Genomic DNA, 18,278 nt, shown 5'->3' on the forward strand with positions numbered 1-18,278 from the left:
ATCGGTGGACCTGGCCGTCCCCGCGGCTCCCTCGCGGCCCTCGGATCAGCCCGGCCCGTCTTCTTCCAGTACGTCGGTGACCGGCCGCCGGACGCCCTCGCTCTCGTCGGAGGTGAAGCCCAGGCGCATGATCATCTGAGGGTGCTCGCCCGACAGCAGTTCCTGCCGCAGGAACTCCCGCAGGTGGAACATCTCCAGCGCCTGGGTGTGGAAGGCCGCGCTGACGTCGTAGGCGGAGGCGTGAAGCAGGACCCGCTGCAACGCCTGGCCCGCCGCGATCCAGTCCTCACGGGAGTCCCCCGGCGTGGTCAGCACCGCCACGGTTCCGGTGAAGGTGGAGTGGAACTGGTCGGCGTCGTCGCCCCAGGGGTGGCCGTGGGCGTAGTCGCGCTGGGCGAAGTGCGGGTGGGTCCGTCTGGGCTCGCGCGGGTAGGCCCGCGCCGGAACCCCGTCCTTGCGGGGGCTTCCCGGCGGCTGGGCCCAGCGGATCATCTCCAGGGTGAACAGCCGGTCCTGGGACTGCACGTCCTCGGCGGCGCAGGTGAGCGCGGCGAGCACTCGGACGGCGGCCTCGGACCTGACCGGCGTCAACCGCGCCCTCTCGGCGTTCGCCTGGCAGGCGAACGCCTCGATGAGACGGTCCGCCACGGGCACCTCGGCGAATCCGGCGCGGTGGGTGCGGCGGCGTTCGATCTCGGCGTGCAGCAGCCGGGTGTGCTCGTCCGGGGCGACGGTCGCCCCCATCCGTACCGTCGCCAGCAGGGCGGGACGGTCGGGGTCGGGCAGCACGCGCACCTGCGGTTCACAGCCGAGCACCCGCAGCGCGAGCCGTACGTTCATCAGGGCGGCACCGCAGCTGATCAGCATTTCCCGGCCCTCGGGATCGCCGAGCCGTAGTTTCCGCTCGCTGTCGGCCCGCAGGGCGATCTCCTCACCGTCGACGGTGAAGGACCACGGTTGGGTGTTGTGCACCGATGGTGCCCACACGGCGGCCTGTACCGCCGTGTGGATCGCCGAGGTGATCTCCTCGTTGGTACGAGCGACCATGACTCAGCCTCCGTCACGGGTAAAGGGATCGTCAGCCCCGCGAGACCTGGGCAGGACGGGGACCAGCCGGAACATCCCCGTCATCAGCTCCGGCGGCTCCTCCTCCTCGGTGATCAGGCCTGCCACGGCCCGCAACACGTCGGTGACGGTCACCATGCCCACCAGCCTGCTGGACTCTCCCAGAACAGGAATCGCGTCGACACCGGCGCCGATCATGGCCGCCGCCGCGTCGGCCAGGCGCGCGTCGAGGGTGGTGTGCGGGCAGCGGTGCTCGGCCAGCAACGAGTGGACCTGAGCGTGCGACTGCTCGACCGGGCCGCCTGACCAGCGGGCGGCGAGATCCTCCTGGGTGAGGACACCGCGCAGGCAGCCGTTACGGTCGACGACCGGCAGGTGATGGACACCCGCGCGACGCATGATCTCCCAGGCCATGAGCGGGGACTCGTCGGGTTCGACGACGACCAGCGTCCGGCTCATCACCCGCGCCACCCTGAGGCTCTGCACGTCCATCACGCCTCACCCCGGGCATGACGTGTCGTCGAACCCGGCACGGCGTCGCCGGCGGCCCACGAGGAAGGTGAGCCTTCCGTGCCCGCCACCATCCGCACTGTCATCTGCTCCTCCTCCACCCTCTCCCCTCCATCAGACCGGTTCCCCATATTCTCCGCAGTGGCCGAAAGGCCCGCTCGCCGGGGACTTCCGGCCCCATCTTCGTACCCTGCCCGTGGTGGAATACCGGCTGAGGGGAACATCCTCCGCGGGGGCGATTCGCCCTGAGGCGGCCCGCCGCCCTGCCGGGTACTGTTTTCCTCTCGGAAGAGGGGAGGGGCGGTGGCCGGAAAACCCGCGAAGCCCCTGCACGGTCGGCTTGACGACGCCAGATCTTTGCTCGTTCTGTTCTAGTGGGAGATTTTGATGACCGAACATATGGCAACCCCGGGCGACCTGGGCCGCCGGCTGGCCAGGCGACGTGAGGAGCTGCGCCTGAGCCGCGAGCAACTGGCCGACCGGGCCGGCATCGACCCCGGATATCTCGGCTACCTGGAGGAGACCGCCGCCTCCCCCACCACCGACACCGTGCGCAAACTGGCCAACGCCCTGGACACCGGCATCGAGGACCTTCTCGGCGCGACGATGAACCTGCCCTCCGGGCACGGCCGCCCCGCCCCCCATGCCCACCTGGAGAAACTGCAGCCCGACGAGTGCCTGCGGCTGATCGCCCCCGGCGGTGTCGGCAGGGTCGCCTTCGAGGAGCCCGCGGGACTGACGATCCTGCCGGTCAACTACGTACTGCACGACAACTCGGTGATCGTCCGCACCGCGGTCGGCGGTCCCCTCGACAGCAACCTGCGCACCGGCGTTCGGGGGGTCGAGTTCAAGATCTCATTCGAGATCGACCGGATCGACGAGACCGCCCGCGAAGGATGGAGCGTGCTCATCCGAGGTGGCGCCCACCATGTCTCCGCCGACGAGCAGGCCGAGGCCGCCGCCTCGGGAGTCGAGCCCTGGGCGGGCGGCGACCGCGAGCTCTACCTCAGGATCGTCCCCAGTGAGATCACCGGACGGCGCATCCGGCACGCTCCGTGACAGCCGGCGGGACGTTCGCCCGCCGCCGGGTCGGCGGCGGGCGGTACCTCCGTTCCACCGGCGCCGGCTGACAGGCGGCCCGGGAACCCAGGCCGCCTGGTGATCGTTTGCTCTTCGGTCATGTTCGACGAACAAACAGGAGAGGAAACCGTGATCTTCAAACGGATGCTGGGAGCCTTCGGTGTCGGGGCCCCGTCGGTGGACACCGTCCTGTCCACTCCGCGCGTGCAACCCGGCGGGCTGCTGCGCGGCGAGGTAAGGATCAAGGGCGGGGACTTCGACGCCGACATCGAGTACATCGCGCTTGGCCTGGTCACCCGGGTGGAATCTGAGCACGGCGAGGGTGAGCAGATCGGCCTGATGGAACTTCACCGTACGCAGGTCTCTGGACCGTTCCGGCTGCGCAGCGGAGAGGACAAGACCGTTCCCTTCCAGTTTCCCGTCCCCTGGGAGGCACCGATCACCGAGATCGCCGGGCAGCACCTGCACGGCATGGGCATGGGGGTGCGCACCGAGCTGGCGATCGCCGCGGCGGTCGACAAGGGCGACATGGATCCGGTCGAGATCGAGCCGCTGGCCTCCCAGGAGGCCTTCCTGCGGGCATTCTCCCAGCTTGGCTTCCACTTCAAGAGCGCCGACCTGGAGCATGGCCACATCTACGGGGTGAGCCAGCAGCTGCCGTTCTACCAGGAGATCGAGTTCTACCCGCCGCCCGCCTACTCCGGGCAGATCAACGAGGTCGAGCTGACCTTCATCGCCAACCCCGGCGGGCTGGACATCGTCCTGGAGGCCGACAAGCGGGCCGGCGGCCACGGTTCCGGCGGTGACGCCTTCGGCCGCTGGCAGACCAGCCACCAGGAGGCGCCGCACCGCGACTGGGCCTCGGAGATCAACGGCTGGCTGGCCGCGCTGTCCCAGTACTCCCACGGCGGCGGCCACTACGGCGGTCACGACCCGTACGCCCACCAGGGCGGTCACCCCGGGGGTCACTACGGGGGGCACCACGGGGGGCACGGTGGTCCGGGTATGGGGGCGGTGGTGGCCGCCGGCGCGGCCGGCCTGGTCGGCGGCTACGTGGCCGCCGAGTTGGTCGAGGAGATCTTCGAGGACGAGGAAGAGGAGGAGTGACCGTGCCGGGTCCCGCCCGGTGAGCCCCGGCGGGACAGGACGGTGACGGCCCGCCCCGCGACCTCGCGGGGCGGGCCGTCGTCACCCGCTCAGTTCGCCAGGTCCACGGTGTCGCGCAGCTTGACCGGCTTGAGGAAGAGCACCGCGACGACGCCCACCGCGGCGATCGCGGCGGAGATCAGGAAGATGTGCCCGGTGGCGTCGCCGTACGCCGCGCGCACGACGGTCCTCGCGGCTTCGGGCAGCGCCTCAAGGTTGAGGGTGCTGCCTCCGGAGCCGGACGGCCGGATGCCCGCCTTCGCGAAACCCTCGGCGATACCGGTGGCCACCCGGCTGGCCAGCACCGCGCCCAGTACCGAGACTCCGATGGTGCCGCCCAGCGAGCGGAAGAAGGTGATGGCGCCGCTGGCGGCACCCAGTTCCCTCAGCGGGACGACGTTCTGGATGACCAGCACCAGGTTCTGCATGGACATGCCGACGCCGATGCCGACCAGCAGCATCGCGGCCGAGATGAGCGCCAGCGGGGTCTCGTGGTCGATGAGGGACAGGCCGAGGAATCCGAGGGTGAGCACCACGGAACCCGTCACGATGTACGGCTTGACCTTGCCGCTCTGGGACACGAGCCGCCCGGAGACCGTGGAGGAGAGCAGTACGCCGAACATCATCGGGATGGTCAGCAGCCCGGCCTGGGTGGGGCTGTAGCCACGACCGATCTGGAAGTACTGCCCCAGGAAGACCGCTCCGCCGAACATCGCCATGCCCACCGCGAGGCTGGCCACGATGGCCAGGGCGGGGGTGCGCCTGCGGACGATGTGTATCGGCACGACCGGCTCGCCGACCCGTGACTCCACCCAGGTGGCGACGGCCAGGATCAGAATCCCGCCGCCGGCCATGACCGCGGTCTGCCAGGAGATCCAGTCGAAGGAGTTGCCGACGAAGGTGATCCAGATGAGCAGGACGCTGACGCCCGCGGCGATCAGTGTGGCGCCCGCGTAGTCGATCTTGACATTCGGGCGGCGGACCGAGACCACCTTGAGCGTCTTGTGCAGCAGGACGAAGGCGATCGCCGTGAACGGCACGGCGATGAAGAAGCACCAGCGCCAGCCCAGCCACGAGGTGTCGGCGATCAGGCCGCCGAGGAGCGGGCCGCCCACGGTGGCCACGGCCATCACCCCGCCCAGGTAGCCGTTGTAGCGCCCTCGCTCCTTGGGGCTGATCATCGCGGCGATGATGACCTGGACCAGGACCTGCAGGGCGCCCATGCCCAGGCCCTGGATGGCGCGGAAGGCGATGAGCTGGCCGGCGTTCTGCGCGAACCCGCAGGCCAGCGAGCTGAGCATGAAGATGACGATGGAGATCTGAAGGAGCAGCTTCTTGCTGAACAGGTCTGCCAGCCGGCCCCAGATCGGGGTGGAGGCGGTCGCGGCGAGCAGTGACGCGGTGATCACCCAGGTGTACTGGGACTGGGTCCCGTCGAGCGCGCCGATGATCTGCGGCAGCGCCACCGACACGATCGTGCCGCTGATCATCGCCACGAACAGCACCAGAAGCAGGCCGCTGAGCGCTTCGAGAATCTGCCGATGGGTCATCGGCTCCGTGCTTTGCGGCGTGACCGCTTGGGTGCTCACACAACCTCCATGTACGGGTAACTGGAACGGGCCATGACACCATACATGCCCACTGAGAAACTTTGCCCACTGGGCACGTACGGTGTCAGGCGTTAGGCTGTCCGTGTCATGCAGATCACAATGGGGTTGCGCGAGCGCAAGAAGGCCGAGACGCGGCAGGCGGTTCACGAGGCCGCGCTACGGCTGACTGTGGAGCACGGCCTGGACCACGTCACCGTCGAGGCCATCGCCGACGCCGCCAACATCTCACGGCGAACCTTCTCCAACTACTTCGCCGGCAAGGAGGACGCCCTCCTCTACGGCGACGAGCAGCGCATCCGCCTGCTGCTCGAGCGGGTCCGCACCCGCCCCGCCGAGGAATCGGCCTGGCGGGCACTGCGCGGAGCGGTACACGATCGCTACTGCGAAGGGGACGGCCCGGAAAGGGAGTGGGTGGTCCGCGCCAGACTCGCCAAGAGGCACCCCTCGCTCCTGGCCAGGCAGTTGGCCAACCACGCCAACCTCGAACGCGAGCTCGCCCAGGTCATCGCGGAGCGCGGCGGCGACTCTGCGACCGGTACCCGAGCCCGGGTGACGGCGGCCGCCTTCCTGGTCGCGCTGCGCATCGCCACGCACATGTGGACCGAAGAGCAGGAGACCCGGCTGCTGTGCGAGATCATGGACGACGTCCTGGACGAGATGGCCCGGCCTTTCGACCGGGAGTGAGACGCACCGCTCCCGAAGACCCGGCCGTGGGCGGGGCCGGCCGTACGAGGTTCCCCGGCCCTTCGCGCGGGCGGCTCACCCGAAGATCGTCTGGGCGAGGGTGAGACCGGCGAACACCGCTGCCAGGCCGGCGACGATCGAGGCAGCGATGTTGGCCACGGCGAAGAGCACCGCGCCGGTCTCGGCCAGCCTCAGCGTCTCGTAGGAGAACGTCGAGTACGTGGTCAGCGCCCCGCAGAAGCCGGTGCCCAGCAGCGACCATATGCCGGGGCCCACCGCCCCGGACAGCGCGGCCCCGGCCAGGACGCCCAGGATCAGCGAGCCGGCCACGTTGACCGCGAAGGTGCCCCAGGGGAAGACCGTGTCGTGGCGTGCCTGCACGGCCCGGTCGGTCAGGTAGCGCATCGGCGCGCCGACCGCGCCGCCGAGCAGCACCAGCAGCCAGTTCACCTCGCCCGCCCGCCGCGGGGGCGAACGACCTCGACCTCGTCCAGAACGGCCAGGCTCTCGGTGAGCAGGTCGTCCAGCCGGGGCAGGAAGCCGCGGATCCGCTCCTCGGTATCGATGATCACGATGGTCACCGGCAGGTCGTCGGTCATCGACAGCAACCGGGTGGTGTGCACGACCGAGCCGGCTCCGAAACCCTCCACTCCGTGGAAGACCGATGCCCCGGCCAGCCCGGCGGCATGGGCGCGGTGCACGATCTCGCTGTACAGGGGGCGGTGGTGCCAGGTGTCGGTGTCGTCAACGAAGATCGTCAACCGCAGCGCCCGTCCAGGCGGGATCATCGCGCCCTCCTCGCCGCCGGTACCAGAAGCCGCCGGGTGGCCCACGCGCCGGCGACCACCGCGGCCAGGGCCGCCAGGAGCGTCGCCGCCAGGTAACCGAGTGCCAGGCCGGTTCTGCCGCCGGTGACCAGGCGCTCGATGTCCAGGCAGTAGGTGGAGAAGGTGGTGAACCCGCCCAGCACTCCGGTGGCGAGGAACGGCCGCACCCAGACCGGCGCCGTCCACACCTCGGTCAGCGCCACCAGCAGGACCCCGATCAGCAGGCAGCCCGCCACATTGACGCAGAACGTGGTCCACGGGAAGGAGCCGGCCGCGGTCGGCCACAGCAGGGCGGCGCCGTAGCGGGCGCCCGCGCCGATCGCGCCACCGACGGCGATCACCGCCAGGACACCGTGGTGCGAGCGACGCCGCTCGGGGGGATCGACGGGCTCGGTCACTGTCTCGAACCTCGTCTGTTTCGAGCGCATGCCTCTCCCTGCGCGTGGTGTACGCCCGGCATGACCGCGGACACGACCTGTCACGAACAAGGACCGTTGGCGGCGGGATGCCGTGCCGCGGCCGGCATGGATCCTCGGCCCTGCTCAGCCTAGCGCGATCACGTCCCGATCACCGTCACCGCCGCTCAGGACACCGCGCGGCAGGACCTTCGGCCGCCGAAGGTACCCGATGACAGGGATGAGGTCCCATAGGTCACAATGATCGCCGGAGGTGGTGATGGTGATGCGGCGCGGGGTCGCGGCGATCCTGATCTCGGCGGCGGCGTTCGGGCTCATGCCCGTCTTCGCCTCCTTCGCGTACCGCACGGGGATGTCGGTGACGACGCTACTCATGCTGCGGTTCGCGATCGCGTCGGCGCTGTTCCTGGGATGGCTGGGAGTGCGCGGCAGGCTCGGGCGGCTGACCGGACGGCAGTGGGCGACCCTCGCGCTGCTGGGCGGCGGCATGTACGCGGCCCAGTCGCTGCTGTACTTCACCGCGGTCCAGCGCATCTCGCCGGCTCTCGCCGTACTGCTGCTGTACCTGTATCCGGCGCTCGTGTCCGTGCTGTCGGCGGTGGTGGAGCGCACTCGCATGAGCTGGACCGTCGCCGGGCCGATCCTGGTGTCACTGGCCGGGCTGACCCTGGTGGTGGGCCGCCTGGACACCGGCCTCGACGTTCCCGGCCTGCTCGCGGCGACCGGGGCCGCCGTGGCCTACGCCCTGTACATCATCGTGGGCAGCCGGGTCTCCGCCTCGCTGTCCCCCTCGGTCACCACGGCCTACCTGTCGATGTTCGCCACCGGCTCGTTCGCGCTGCTCGGGCTGGCATCGGGCGGGCTGGACCTCGGCTTCGCGCCGGCGGGGTGGGTCTGGGTGACGGCGGTGGCGCTGGTGTCGACGGTGCTCGCGATCGCCCTGTTCTTCGTCGGGGCCACGACGCTCGGCCCGGTACGCGCGTCGATTCTCAGCATGCTGGAGCCCGTCGTGACGGTGCTCGCCACCTGGCTGCTGCTGGGCGGGACCCTGACCTGGCAGCAGCTCGCGGGGGGCACGGTGGTGCTGGCCGGCGCCCTCTGGGGCATCCTGGCGAGTTCGGCCCGCGGCACCTCCCCGGCTGCGGAGAAGACCGCCGTGCAGGCGTCCTCCTAGAAGCCCACTGAAGATCTCGCGTTCTTGCTCCGTCCTGGGAGAGGTCACGCCAGACTTCTTGGTCATGCAGGGTGAGTGGGCCGGAGAACCGATCGGACCGGATGTTTGGGCGACCTGCCGGGAGCTGATCCCGGCAGGAAGCGTGTTCGCATTCCTGGCCTCGCATCGCGAGGCGTTGTTTCCCGGAGCGATGTTCGCGGACATGTATCCGTCCCGAAACGGACGCCCGAGCATGCCGCCGCAGGTGCTGGCCGCCGCGATGGTGTTGCAGACCCTGCACGGGCTGTCGGACTTCGACACCGTCCAGGAACTGCGCTGTGACCTGCGGTGGAAAGCCGCCTGTGGCCTGGGACTGTATGACACCGCCTTCGATCCGTCGCTGCTGACCTACTTCCGGCGGCGGCTGGCCCGCAACCGCCCCCAACCGGATCTTTGATGCGGTGCGTGCGGTCGTGACGGCGACCGGGGCGCTGAAAGGACGACACCGCAGGGCGCTGGATTCGACCGTGCTGGATGACGCGGTGGCCACCCAGGACACCGTCACGCAGCTGATCGCCGCGATCCGCGGGGTGATCCGTGACGTCCCCGGCGCGGGCGAGGTCGCCGCTTCGTGCTGCACCGCCCATGACTACACCGATCCGGGCAAGCCGGCGATCGCCTGGAACGATGAGCAGGCACGCGTGGTGCTGGTGGACGCGCTGGTGGGGGACGCGATCCGATTACTGGCAGGCCTGCCCGAGCAGCCCTTGGGCGAGCAGGGCGCGAACGCGGTCGGCATCTTGGCCCTGGTCGCGGGCCAAGACGTCGAACCCGCCGACGACTCCGACGGCCGGGACGGACGATGGCGTATCGCCCGGCGCACCGTGCCCGACCGGATGATCTCCACGGTCGACCCCGAGTCCTGGCACGTGCACAAGACCCGCACCCACCACCAGGACGGCTACAAGGCCCACCTGGTCGTTGAACCGGAGACCGGCCTGCTGACCGCGGTCGCCCTGTGGCCCGGCGCCGGTGCCGCCCATCACAAGGCGGTGGTGGCTGTGGACCTGCTCGCCGGAGAAGACCGGCCCGTCGACGTCCTTGCCGATGCGGCCTACTCCACCGGTCCTTGCCGGCGGGAACTCCAGCAGGCCGGGCACCGGCTGGTGATCAAACCGGCGCCGCCACGGCCGGCCGTCCCCGGCGGATTCACCCTCGATGACTTCGTCATCGACACCGCCTCCGGCGTGGTCGTCTGCCCCGCCGGTCAACGCGCCACTTTGGGCGGTGACACCATCAAGAAGCGGGCTGTCTTCGGTGAGGCATGCGCGGGCTGCCCACTGCGTGAGCGCTGCACCACCGCCAAGAAGGGGCGAGTCGTGCAGATCACCCCTCACCACGACCTCCTCGTTGCCGCCCGCCGTCAGGCCGCCACCGACCCGGCCTGGCAAGCCGACTACCGCCGGTGGCGGCCCCCGGTCGAGCGCGCGGTCGCCTGGATCGTGGCCCGCGGCAGCCGACGATTGCGCTATATCGGCACCATCAAGAACAACGCCTGGCTCCATACCCGGGTCGCCGCCGTCAATCTCCGCACGCTCATCAACCTCGGACTTGCCCGGACCGGCGATAGGTGGACACTGGCCATCACACCGGTATAGGAACGCCACGCCACGGTCATGCTGTCGCCCCCACCGGGGACATCACAGACCCCCTGGGGGGCATCACAGCAAGATCTTCAGTGGGCTTCTAGGCGACGTTCCTCACCGGAAGTACAGATCCACCCCGGTCCTGGCATCAGGGGCAGGGCCGACGATCCCGGCTTCCCCACAGGGCGTTCGCTACCTCCAATGAGGAACGGAGCACTAGGTGCAAGAACCCAGCTCAGGACGAGGTCGACGTTGCGACCGAGCGGCCTGTCATGCCGCTACTTTACTCTTTCTTTAAGTGATCTTTACTGATAACTTCCTGCCCAAAATGCCAGCTTTGGCAGCCTGTACACCTTGGTGCGGGCTCCTTGGCATGCCTACAGAAAGAGCAACAGTCAGTGACACCAGACGCGGGGCAGCGAGGCTTATCCCTCACAGCCGCACACACGCGACGCCGAGGCTTCCTCGGCCGCGCCGCAGCCATCGGCATCGCCACAACTATGGTGATCAGCCTCGCCGCCGTACCCTCCTGGGCGCAGGAGCCCACCCCGCCACCCACACAGTCACCAGCGGAAACCAGAAGCCCGCAGCCCTCCGGCACCAGCTCAGGGGACAAGGTCCTCGATGCCGCCAAGAGCAAGGCGGCCAGGTCCGGCAAGCGGGTGGAGATCCCGGAACGCAACACCGAGACCACCACGGTGTACGCCAACCCCGACGGCAAGACCGTGCGCGTGGAGCTGTCCACCGAGCCCGTGCGCGTCAAGAAGGCCAACGGTGAGGGCTTCACCCCGATCGACACCACACTGGTGCAGCAAGACGGCGTCATCAAACCCAAGGCCATCAAGGGCGACCTGACCCTGTCGGCGGGCGCGGACACCGTCCTGCTGAAGAGCAAGACCGCTCAGGACACCACCGAGATCGAAGCCCCTGGCGGCAAACTGCCCAAGCCCACGCTGAAGGGCAACACCGCCACCTACCGGTCCGCCTACGGCAAGGGCCGCGACCTGGTGGTGACCGCGAACGCGACTGGGTTCCAGCAGCAGATCACCATCGCCGAACGGCCCACCGGCCCGGTCTCCTTCCGTGTCCCGTTCGACCTGCCCAAGGGCATGTCCTTCGGAAAGAACGCCGCAGGCCGGCCCACCATCATGGGCAAGGACGGCAAGACACTGACCGAGGTGCGACCGACACTGCTGCGGGACGCCAAGGCCGCCGACACAGGCGCCCCGCTCGATGCGGGCAAAACCGGCAAGGCCGCCGTCACCCTCGCCGAAGACGGCAAGACCCTGGTCTTCACGCCGGACGCCGCGTTCCTGGCCGATGCGGCGACGACCTACCCGGTGACGATGACCGCCGCGGCCTCTGACTGGTACGAAGGCCACACCGGCGGTGGCATGGACGCCTACATCAATGATGTCGACCTCACAGACAGCTGGGACACCTTCGCCGATTCCGAGATCGTGGTCGGCAAGTCCTACGCCAGCAACATCGCCAAGCGCTGGCGCGGTTACCTCAAGTTCCCCAACATCCCCGCCGAGTTCGCGGGCAGCACGGTGCAAAACGCCGACCTGCACCTGTGGAACCACCTGTCCAACACCTGCGGTACGTCGGTCGGTTCCGGCATCACAGCGCGGCGGATCACCTCCGCCTGGGATGACATGCTGCTGTACTGGAACAGCCAGCCGTCTGTTACCAGTGCGGGCGCGGACACCGAGTACGGCGCCTACAGCGAAGACTGCAACTACGCCTGGAACCTGACCCACTCACTCAACGGTATTGCCCAGGCATGGATCGACGGTGCCACCAACTACGGCATCCAGCTCACCACAGGTAACGAATCCGAGTTGCGAAACTGGCGGCGCTACGCCTCCGAGGACGCCGGTGGCTGCAGGACCACGCCACTGGAAGACTGCAAGTTCGAACTCCACCCGCCCATCCTGACTGTGGACGTCGAACTTCCATCGCCGCCACTGTTGGACGACGTCTTCATGTTCACCGACACACAGTTGACGACTATGCCTGAGTATGAGGAAGCTCTCGCCATGTCGGGCTATGTGCCTGAGGAGCCTGAGCCGGTCAACGTCACTGAGCAACTGGCCGACAAAATCGCTGGGCAACGTGACGGCCAAGCCAACGTGGTGGGGACGGACGACCTCCCCCCCATAGAGGTTGACCCCGGGGACGACACCGAAGGCATCATCCCAGTAGTGACAGGTGTTGAACCTGCTGACGGCGCCAAGGATGTACCGCTGGACGCGTCAATCAAGGTGACGTTCTCTGAGGCAGTCGCCGATGACAGCGTGACAGTCAAGGACGCCAGCGGCACACAGGTCGTGGGGACGTCGGTCTATGACGACACCCGCACGGTGCTGACCTTCACCCCTGCACAGGCATTGAAGCCGGGCACAACGTACACCGCTGAGGTATCAGAAGCCAGCAACTCGTGGGAAATCCCCATCAGCCCGTATTCGTGGTCTTTTACCACACTTATCCAGTCGGCGGGCCACTGGACCTTCGATGAAGGAGACGGCCGCACGGCTGCGGACTCTTCGGGAAAGCGCCACGATGCGACGCTGAACGACACAGCGACGTGGATCGCCGGCAAGAGCGGGAACGCGGTCTCCAACGTGCCGTCGCAGGCGCGGATCGCCGCCTCCCAGGCGGCGGCCACGCAGGGTAAGACCGTCGAGGTCGCCGACGAGACGACCGCGACCAGCATCACCTACGCCCAGCCCGACGGGAGGACTTACAAGACCGAGGTCACGGCCGGTCCGGTGCGGACCAGGCAGGGCGGCGGCTGGGTGCCGATCGACACCACTTTGGTCGAGCAGGGCGGCAAGCTGCGGCCCAAGACCCTCGCCGAGGGAGCGCTGGTGGAGCTCTCCGCCGGTGGCACGGATCCGTTCGTGAAGATGTCCGCCGACGGGAAGTCGTACGCGCTGCGCTGGCCGACACCGCTGCCCAAGCCGACCGTCAAGGGCAGTGTGGCCACCTACACCGACGCCGCGGGCGTGGGCGCCGACCTGGTGGTGACGGCGTTGCCGGCCGGGTTCCGGCATGAGGTGGTGCTGCGCCAGCGGCCGTCCAAACCGCTGGAACTGCGGATCGGCGTCGAGGACGACGGTCTGACCCTGACCGAGGGCAAGGGCGGCCGGCTGCTGCTGAAGGGCAAGGACAAGAAGCTGGTCGCCGCGGGGACCCGGCCGATCGTGTCGGACGGCAGCGGCAAGGGCCGGCCTGCGTCGGCCAAGCGCGGCCAGGCCGGGACGGACCTGGTCACCAAGAACGGCCGCACCGAGCTGGTGGTCAAGCCGGACCAGACGTTCCTGGCGGATGCCGGCACAACTTACCCGGTGCGTGTGGCCGCGGCGGTCACGCTGCCGCTCGGCGCCGACATCGAGGTCAGCACGTACGACACGGTCGATTCACCTGCGTTCCCTGACAATCAGTACCTCACCGCCGGCACCATGACGGACGGGTTCAAGGCCCGGGTGCATCTGCGGTTCGACACCACGGGTCTGCAGGGCAGCACGGTGACCGCCGCCACGCTGTCGATGAACACCATCGACGCCCACAACTGCGGCGCCGCGCTCGCCAACGGCATCCAGGTCGCCCGCCTGACCGGCGCCTGGGACCCGGACAACCTGTACTGGGCCAACAAGCCCGCCCACTCCACCGAGGACGCCTCCACCAACTTCAAGGGCGTCACCTCCGACTGCGCCACCTACCCGGACAGCATGGACTGGAACGTCACCGGCATCGCCCAGGACTGGGCCGCCGGCGCCGCCGACTACGGCCTGGTGCTCAAGTCGCCCGGCGAGACGAACATCAACAACTACCGGGTGTTCACCTCCTCCGAAGACACCGACTTCAACCTGCCGCCTAAGCTGACCATCACCACCAGCGGACCGGCATCGCAACCGACCGTCTCCGCCCCGGCCATCACACCGGCGCAGACCGTGAACGGCACCACGGTGACGACCTCGCTCACCCCGCAGCTCGCCGCCACCGTCGCCGACACCGCGAGCGGCAACCTCACCGGCCAGTTCGAGGTCGAACACGACCCGGCCGCCACCGGGCAGGGCAGCGGCCAGATCTGGACCGGAGCCTCGCAGACGGTCACCTCCGGCGGCCAGGCCACAATCAACATCCCCGTGGGCACGCTGACCGACGGCTGGAAGATCCGCTGGCGGGCCCGCGCGGCCAACGCCGCCGCCTCAACCACCTCGCCGTGGTCGGCCTGGCAGACGGCCACGGTCGACGTGCCCAACCCGACGGTCGGCGCCTTCCAGGTCACCCCCTCCCAGATGGTCGACGGCATCACCACGGCCACCAGCCTGACCCCCGCCCTGCGTGCCACGGTCACCGACCCAGCCGCGCAACCGGTGCGGGCGGAGTTCGAACTCGAACACGATCCCGCCGCCACCGGGCAGGGCACCGGCCAGATCTGGGCCGGCGCCGTGGACAACGTCGCCTCCGGCACGCAAGCGTCGGCCACCGTCTCCGACGGGAAGCTGACCGACGGGTGGAAGGTGCGCTGGCGCGTCCGGGCCCTCAACACGGTGAGCTCGCCGTGGTCGGACTGGCAGAATCTGACGATCGACGTGCCGGATGCGGTCTCCGAACCGGCCGTCGGGGCGCTGCAGGTCAGCCCGTCCGAGCAGGTGGACGGCGTCACCGTCACCCCCACTCGCACTCCGGCGCTGCTGGCCCAGGTGAGCGACCCGGCCGGCAAACCGCTGCGCGCGGAGGCCGAGATCGAGCACGACCCGGCCGCGCCCAGCGGTCAGGGCAGCGGCCAGATCTGGGCCGGTAGCGCCGACAACGTCCCGGCGGGCACCCAGGCGACCATCACGGTCCCGGCGGACAAGCTGGCCGACGGGTGGAAGGTGCGCTGGCGGGCCCGCACGGTCTCGGCCACCGCCACCTCCGCCTGGTCGGACTGGCAGTCCTTCACCGTCAGCCTGCCCAAGCCCACCGCCACCGACCTGACCATCACCCCGTCCAAGGTGGTGGACGGCGTGACGGTGACCACCACGCTCACCCCCACACTGCAGGCCACCCTCACCCACCCGACCGGCCAAGCGCTGCGCGCAGAAGCCGAAATCGAGCACGACCCGGCCGCACCGCAGGGGCAGGGCACCGGCCAGATCTGGACCGGCACCGTGGACGGTGTCGCCTCCGGCACCCAGGCGAGCATCGCCGTACCGGCGGACAAGCTGACCGACGGATGGAAGATCCGCTGGCGACTGCGCGCGGTCGCTGGCGACGCGGCCTCGGCCTGGTCGGACTGGCGGCAGGTCACCGTCGACGTCACCCAGCCGGGCGAGGAGCCCCTGGCGCAGACCTCCGGGCCGGTGATCCGCACCGACCAGAGCTTCACCGCCGCCGCCTGGCTGCGCTGGAGCGACAAGGACGGCGACTACACCGTCCTTGAGCAGAAGGGCACCCACCAGGCGCCCTTCCGCCTCGGCAACACCCCCGACCACGGGTTGGTGTTCACCTTCACCAGCGCCGACGCCGCCGACGCGACGGTCGAGGGCGTCCTGTCCGAGGTTGAGCCGCCGGTCGACGAGTGGTTCCACCTGGCCGGCGCATACGACGCCGCGGCCAAGACCGCCTCGCTGTACCTCAACGGAACCCTCATCAAGACCGACCCCGTCGGCTTCGCGACGTGGAACGCGGACACCGCCATGAGCCTGGGCAGCAAGGTGAAGGGCGGCCTTGACGATGTCCAGGTCTACCAGCGGCCCCTGGCTGCCAATGACGTAGCCGCTCTCATCGCGAGGACGAACGGGCAGACCGCCCAGAACGTGAACTCTCCGAGCCGGCCCGTGCAGGCCGCCGCTCCCACCGCGAACAGCGCTGCACAATTCGATTACGACCACCTGAATTTGGAGGACTGTCTCCAGACCCCCAAGCATCCGACCATTGACTATGCCCGCATCCAAGAACGCCCGTTCTCTTCCTGCTGGACAACCTGGGTCAGCATGGGAACGTACGAAGCGACCGAGGATGGCGACGGCCCGGACGGAAAGCGGTGGGTCAAGGCCAGCAATAAAGTCGGCACGAGCAAGAGCGGCGGCAGGGCCGGCATACTGGCCTCCATTCTGGAGATGGCCGAGGAAGATACTCTGGACCACCCCAGTGAAATATTCTTCCAGTTCCGTGCCACCTGGGTGCTCAACAGCTACGTGGGGAACAAGGCGGGCACGGAGGTGGCCAACGCAGAAGGCAGCGGCCTGAAGCCGCAGAACATGAAGCTCTTCGTGCGGCTGACCGACTTCGCTCTGTATTGGAACGGAAAAAGATACCCTCTGGACGAGAGGACCTCGACAGAAATCCAAGGGCTCCAGCTGACATTCGAAGCGCAGACCGAATCGGCTAATTTGACGCCTTGCCGGTCCGTCACCGGAAGTACCACGAAGACAATCAAACAATGGGAAGAAACCAGTAGTGCCATGTTCCTGCTGGAAAGCAATCCCATCGCAGGAGGAAGTAACGCGATATGTACGATCAAGCCCACGCTCACTCGTTTTCATAACAATCGTTCAGATCTTCCTCTGTGGAGCTACGAAATAGTAGGAACGGCGGGGAAGCGGCTCGGCGTAGCCCGACATGGCTATGCACGGCTGCCGGGGGACCTCAGCACCCTGGCGGCCCCCTACTACCGGTGCGATCGGGATAAGGTGATCAATCACACCGGCGGATGTGTCAACGACAGGGCACACCGGGTCTTCGAAATGTCAGAAAGCAAGAACCCTGAATTCGCCGAAGTCACCAGGCACATCAAAGCTGCCCTGGACCCGAGCATAAACGGGCTCACATCCCCCCCGCTTCGCCCAGGACACGACTGGTCAAAGCCGGAGTACCCGCCCTCGAAGTACTGGACCGGAAGCGAGCAACCCAAGACAATCCCCGGAAACTGGAACGTCGCCTCCAGTCCGCCGCTGCACAAGCGCCCGGCAGGCACCACCAGCTTCAACAGGAATTTCTTCTCCAACCTTGAAATGTACATGGATGTCGGAACAGGCACCCCAATGCACTGGAGTAAAACACCCATAACCAATTACTGCAAATACTACTTCAGAGACCAATATCCAAAGGCGGAGAACAACGAAGGGATGCCCTGGTCCGGCGGCAGGACGCGGGACACCAGATTGGAATGCGACGAGTACCCCTTCGCCTCGACCTACCAGGGGGCAGCTGGCAACGGAAGAGGGACTGGCCACTACTCCATCAGGGCCGTTAACGGCGGACATAATGAACGGCATGGCAACGCACTGAAGGCGTTCTATGACAAATATCATGTCGCCACCCATCACGCCTTCTGGGTGAGCATCGTGCCGTAGCCGTCATCCCCCTCGGCGTATCAAAGTGGGGGTGTGGATCGTACATGACCCACACCCCCACTTTTCGCAAGCCAACCAACAAGAGGTGAACAATGCAGAATTCCTATCGCGCCCTTCCCGAGGAAAGCCAGTGGGACCTACTGACCGAACATGGTCTAGAATCGTGGTTCAGCTGCCAATGGGTGAACACAGAAGACAGCAACGAGATCACCCGACGGCTGGGTGTCGATCCCCAGAACGGCACATTGTGCGACTTTCAAACAGCCATGCAATCATACGAAACCAGCCCGGAAAAACTGATCGTCTGGGTGGGAGAGCACTCAGCCGGCTGGTCCGCCATCCTCACCATCAGCGGCGGAACGGTGCCGCCACAGCTGGTAGAGGCGCTGAGCGCAGACGGACAACGCGTACTCGAAGCCTATTATGTGGAAGAGGCCGATCCCGGCAAAGTGCTGTACACATATGACAGCGAATACATCGGAGAGGTATTCCCTCCTTCCTCCCCTGGGGGATGGATGGAGGTCCCTGAGTTCGAGGCGCACGCGAGCGGACTGGAACTCAGCGATGAAATCAGCGACGCTGAAGCCTTTGACCGCTATATGTGCATGGTAGGACGGATCACCGGCCGGTTCGTCGACCGGGCTTGGTTCGCATCAACACGAACCCTGTACCACGTTCCACATGGAGCATGACGTCAATGAACGCGTATGAGTTTTTCCAGAACGTCAAACGACACTTCGCTCCCCTGGAGGCGGTACCGGCAGGCCCCGCCGGTACAAGCAAGTCCTT

At 67.7% G+C, this 18,278-nt stretch carries 12 protein-coding genes and 1 pseudogene; 7 read left to right on the forward strand and 6 right to left on the reverse strand.

The genetic code is table 11. The features are described 5' to 3' along the window. Positions 1-45: 45 nt before the first annotated feature. Together ACFQVD_RS10555 and ACFQVD_RS10560 are read right to left on the reverse strand one after the other, a co-directional pair. A complete protein-coding gene (locus ACFQVD_RS10555) occupies positions 46-1,047 on the reverse strand; it encodes an Acg family FMN-binding oxidoreductase (protein ID WP_343966170.1) in 1,002 nt (333 codons plus the stop codon). 3 nt (positions 1,048-1,050) lie between these two features. Next, positions 1,051-1,557 carry a CBS domain-containing protein gene (locus tag ACFQVD_RS10560; RefSeq protein WP_343966167.1) on the reverse strand — a complete coding sequence of 169 codons (507 nt, stop codon included), beginning with the start codon at positions 1,555-1,557 and terminating at the stop codon, positions 1,051-1,053. A 405-nt stretch (positions 1,558-1,962) separates the two neighbouring features. Between ACFQVD_RS10560 and ACFQVD_RS10565 the strand changes: the two genes are divergently transcribed. Both ACFQVD_RS10565 and ACFQVD_RS10570 read left to right on the forward strand, forming a co-directional pair. Further along, the gene (locus ACFQVD_RS10565) at positions 1,963-2,634 is read left to right on the forward strand and encodes a pyridoxamine 5'-phosphate oxidase family protein (RefSeq protein ID WP_343966165.1); all 672 of its coding nucleotides are present in this window, start codon (positions 1,963-1,965) and stop codon (positions 2,632-2,634) included. A 150-nt stretch (positions 2,635-2,784) separates the two neighbouring features. Further along, complete coding sequence (locus ACFQVD_RS10570; protein WP_343966163.1) at positions 2,785-3,762, forward strand: sporulation protein; 978 nt, start codon at positions 2,785-2,787, stop codon at positions 3,760-3,762. Between the two features lie 89 nt (positions 3,763-3,851). Here ACFQVD_RS10570 and ACFQVD_RS10575 read toward each other — a convergent pair whose 3' ends face one another. Then, positions 3,852-5,351 carry an MDR family MFS transporter gene (locus ACFQVD_RS10575; protein WP_364155965.1) on the reverse strand — a complete coding sequence of 500 codons (1,500 nt, stop codon included), beginning with the start codon at positions 5,349-5,351 and terminating at the stop codon, positions 3,852-3,854. Positions 5,352-5,498: 147 nt separating this feature from the next. Here ACFQVD_RS10575 and ACFQVD_RS10580 point away from each other — a divergent pair, with 147 nt between their 5' ends. Beyond that, the gene (locus ACFQVD_RS10580) at positions 5,499-6,095 is read left to right on the forward strand and encodes a TetR/AcrR family transcriptional regulator (RefSeq protein WP_343966161.1); all 597 of its coding nucleotides are present in this window, start codon (positions 5,499-5,501) and stop codon (positions 6,093-6,095) included. A gap of 75 nt (positions 6,096-6,170) precedes the next feature. Here ACFQVD_RS10580 and crcB read toward each other — a convergent pair whose 3' ends face one another. Genes crcB through ACFQVD_RS10595 form a run of 3 tightly spaced genes read right to left on the reverse strand, consistent with a single transcriptional unit; the run spans position 6,171 to position 7,350 of the window. Continuing rightward, a complete protein-coding gene (crcB, locus tag ACFQVD_RS10585) occupies positions 6,171-6,545 on the reverse strand; it encodes a fluoride efflux transporter CrcB (protein WP_343966159.1) in 375 nt (124 codons plus the stop codon). Continuing rightward, positions 6,542-6,883: a DUF190 domain-containing protein gene (locus tag ACFQVD_RS10590; RefSeq protein ID WP_343966156.1), complete on the reverse strand. Its 342-nt coding sequence runs from the start codon at positions 6,881-6,883 to the stop codon at positions 6,542-6,544. Before ACFQVD_RS10590 ends, crcB begins: the two co-directional genes overlap by 4 nt. Then, entirely contained in the window at positions 6,880-7,350 is a 471-nt protein-coding gene (locus ACFQVD_RS10595) for a FluC/FEX family fluoride channel (RefSeq protein WP_343966154.1), read from the reverse strand. Before ACFQVD_RS10595 ends, ACFQVD_RS10590 begins: the two co-directional genes overlap by 4 nt. 247 nt (positions 7,351-7,597) lie before the next feature. Between ACFQVD_RS10595 and ACFQVD_RS10600 the strand changes: the two genes are divergently transcribed. The 4 genes and pseudogenes from ACFQVD_RS10600 to ACFQVD_RS10615 all read left to right on the forward strand — a co-directional run bounded on the left by ACFQVD_RS10600 (position 7,598) and on the right by ACFQVD_RS10615 (position 18,181). After that, entirely contained in the window at positions 7,598-8,512 is a 915-nt protein-coding gene (locus ACFQVD_RS10600) for a DMT family transporter (RefSeq protein WP_343966152.1), read from the forward strand. A gap of 64 nt (positions 8,513-8,576) precedes the next feature. Next, positions 8,577-10,149 (forward strand): annotated as a pseudogene (locus tag ACFQVD_RS10605) (IS1182 family transposase). 488 nt (positions 10,150-10,637) lie between these two features. Continuing rightward, positions 10,638-17,489 (forward strand): DNRLRE domain-containing protein, encoded by a 6,852-nt coding sequence (locus ACFQVD_RS10610; RefSeq protein ID WP_343966150.1) that lies wholly within the window; start codon positions 10,638-10,640, stop codon positions 17,487-17,489. A gap of 92 nt (positions 17,490-17,581) precedes the next feature. Then, positions 17,582-18,181, forward strand: a complete 600-nt coding sequence (locus ACFQVD_RS10615) for a hypothetical protein (RefSeq protein ID WP_343966148.1) — start codon at positions 17,582-17,584, stop codon at positions 18,179-18,181. Positions 18,182-18,278: the final 97 nt, after the last annotated feature.

Origin of the sequence: Streptosporangium amethystogenes subsp. fukuiense (assembly GCF_042665875.1) — a bacterium.
Lineage (GTDB): Bacteria > Actinomycetota > Actinomycetes > Streptosporangiales > Streptosporangiaceae > Streptosporangium > Streptosporangium fukuiense.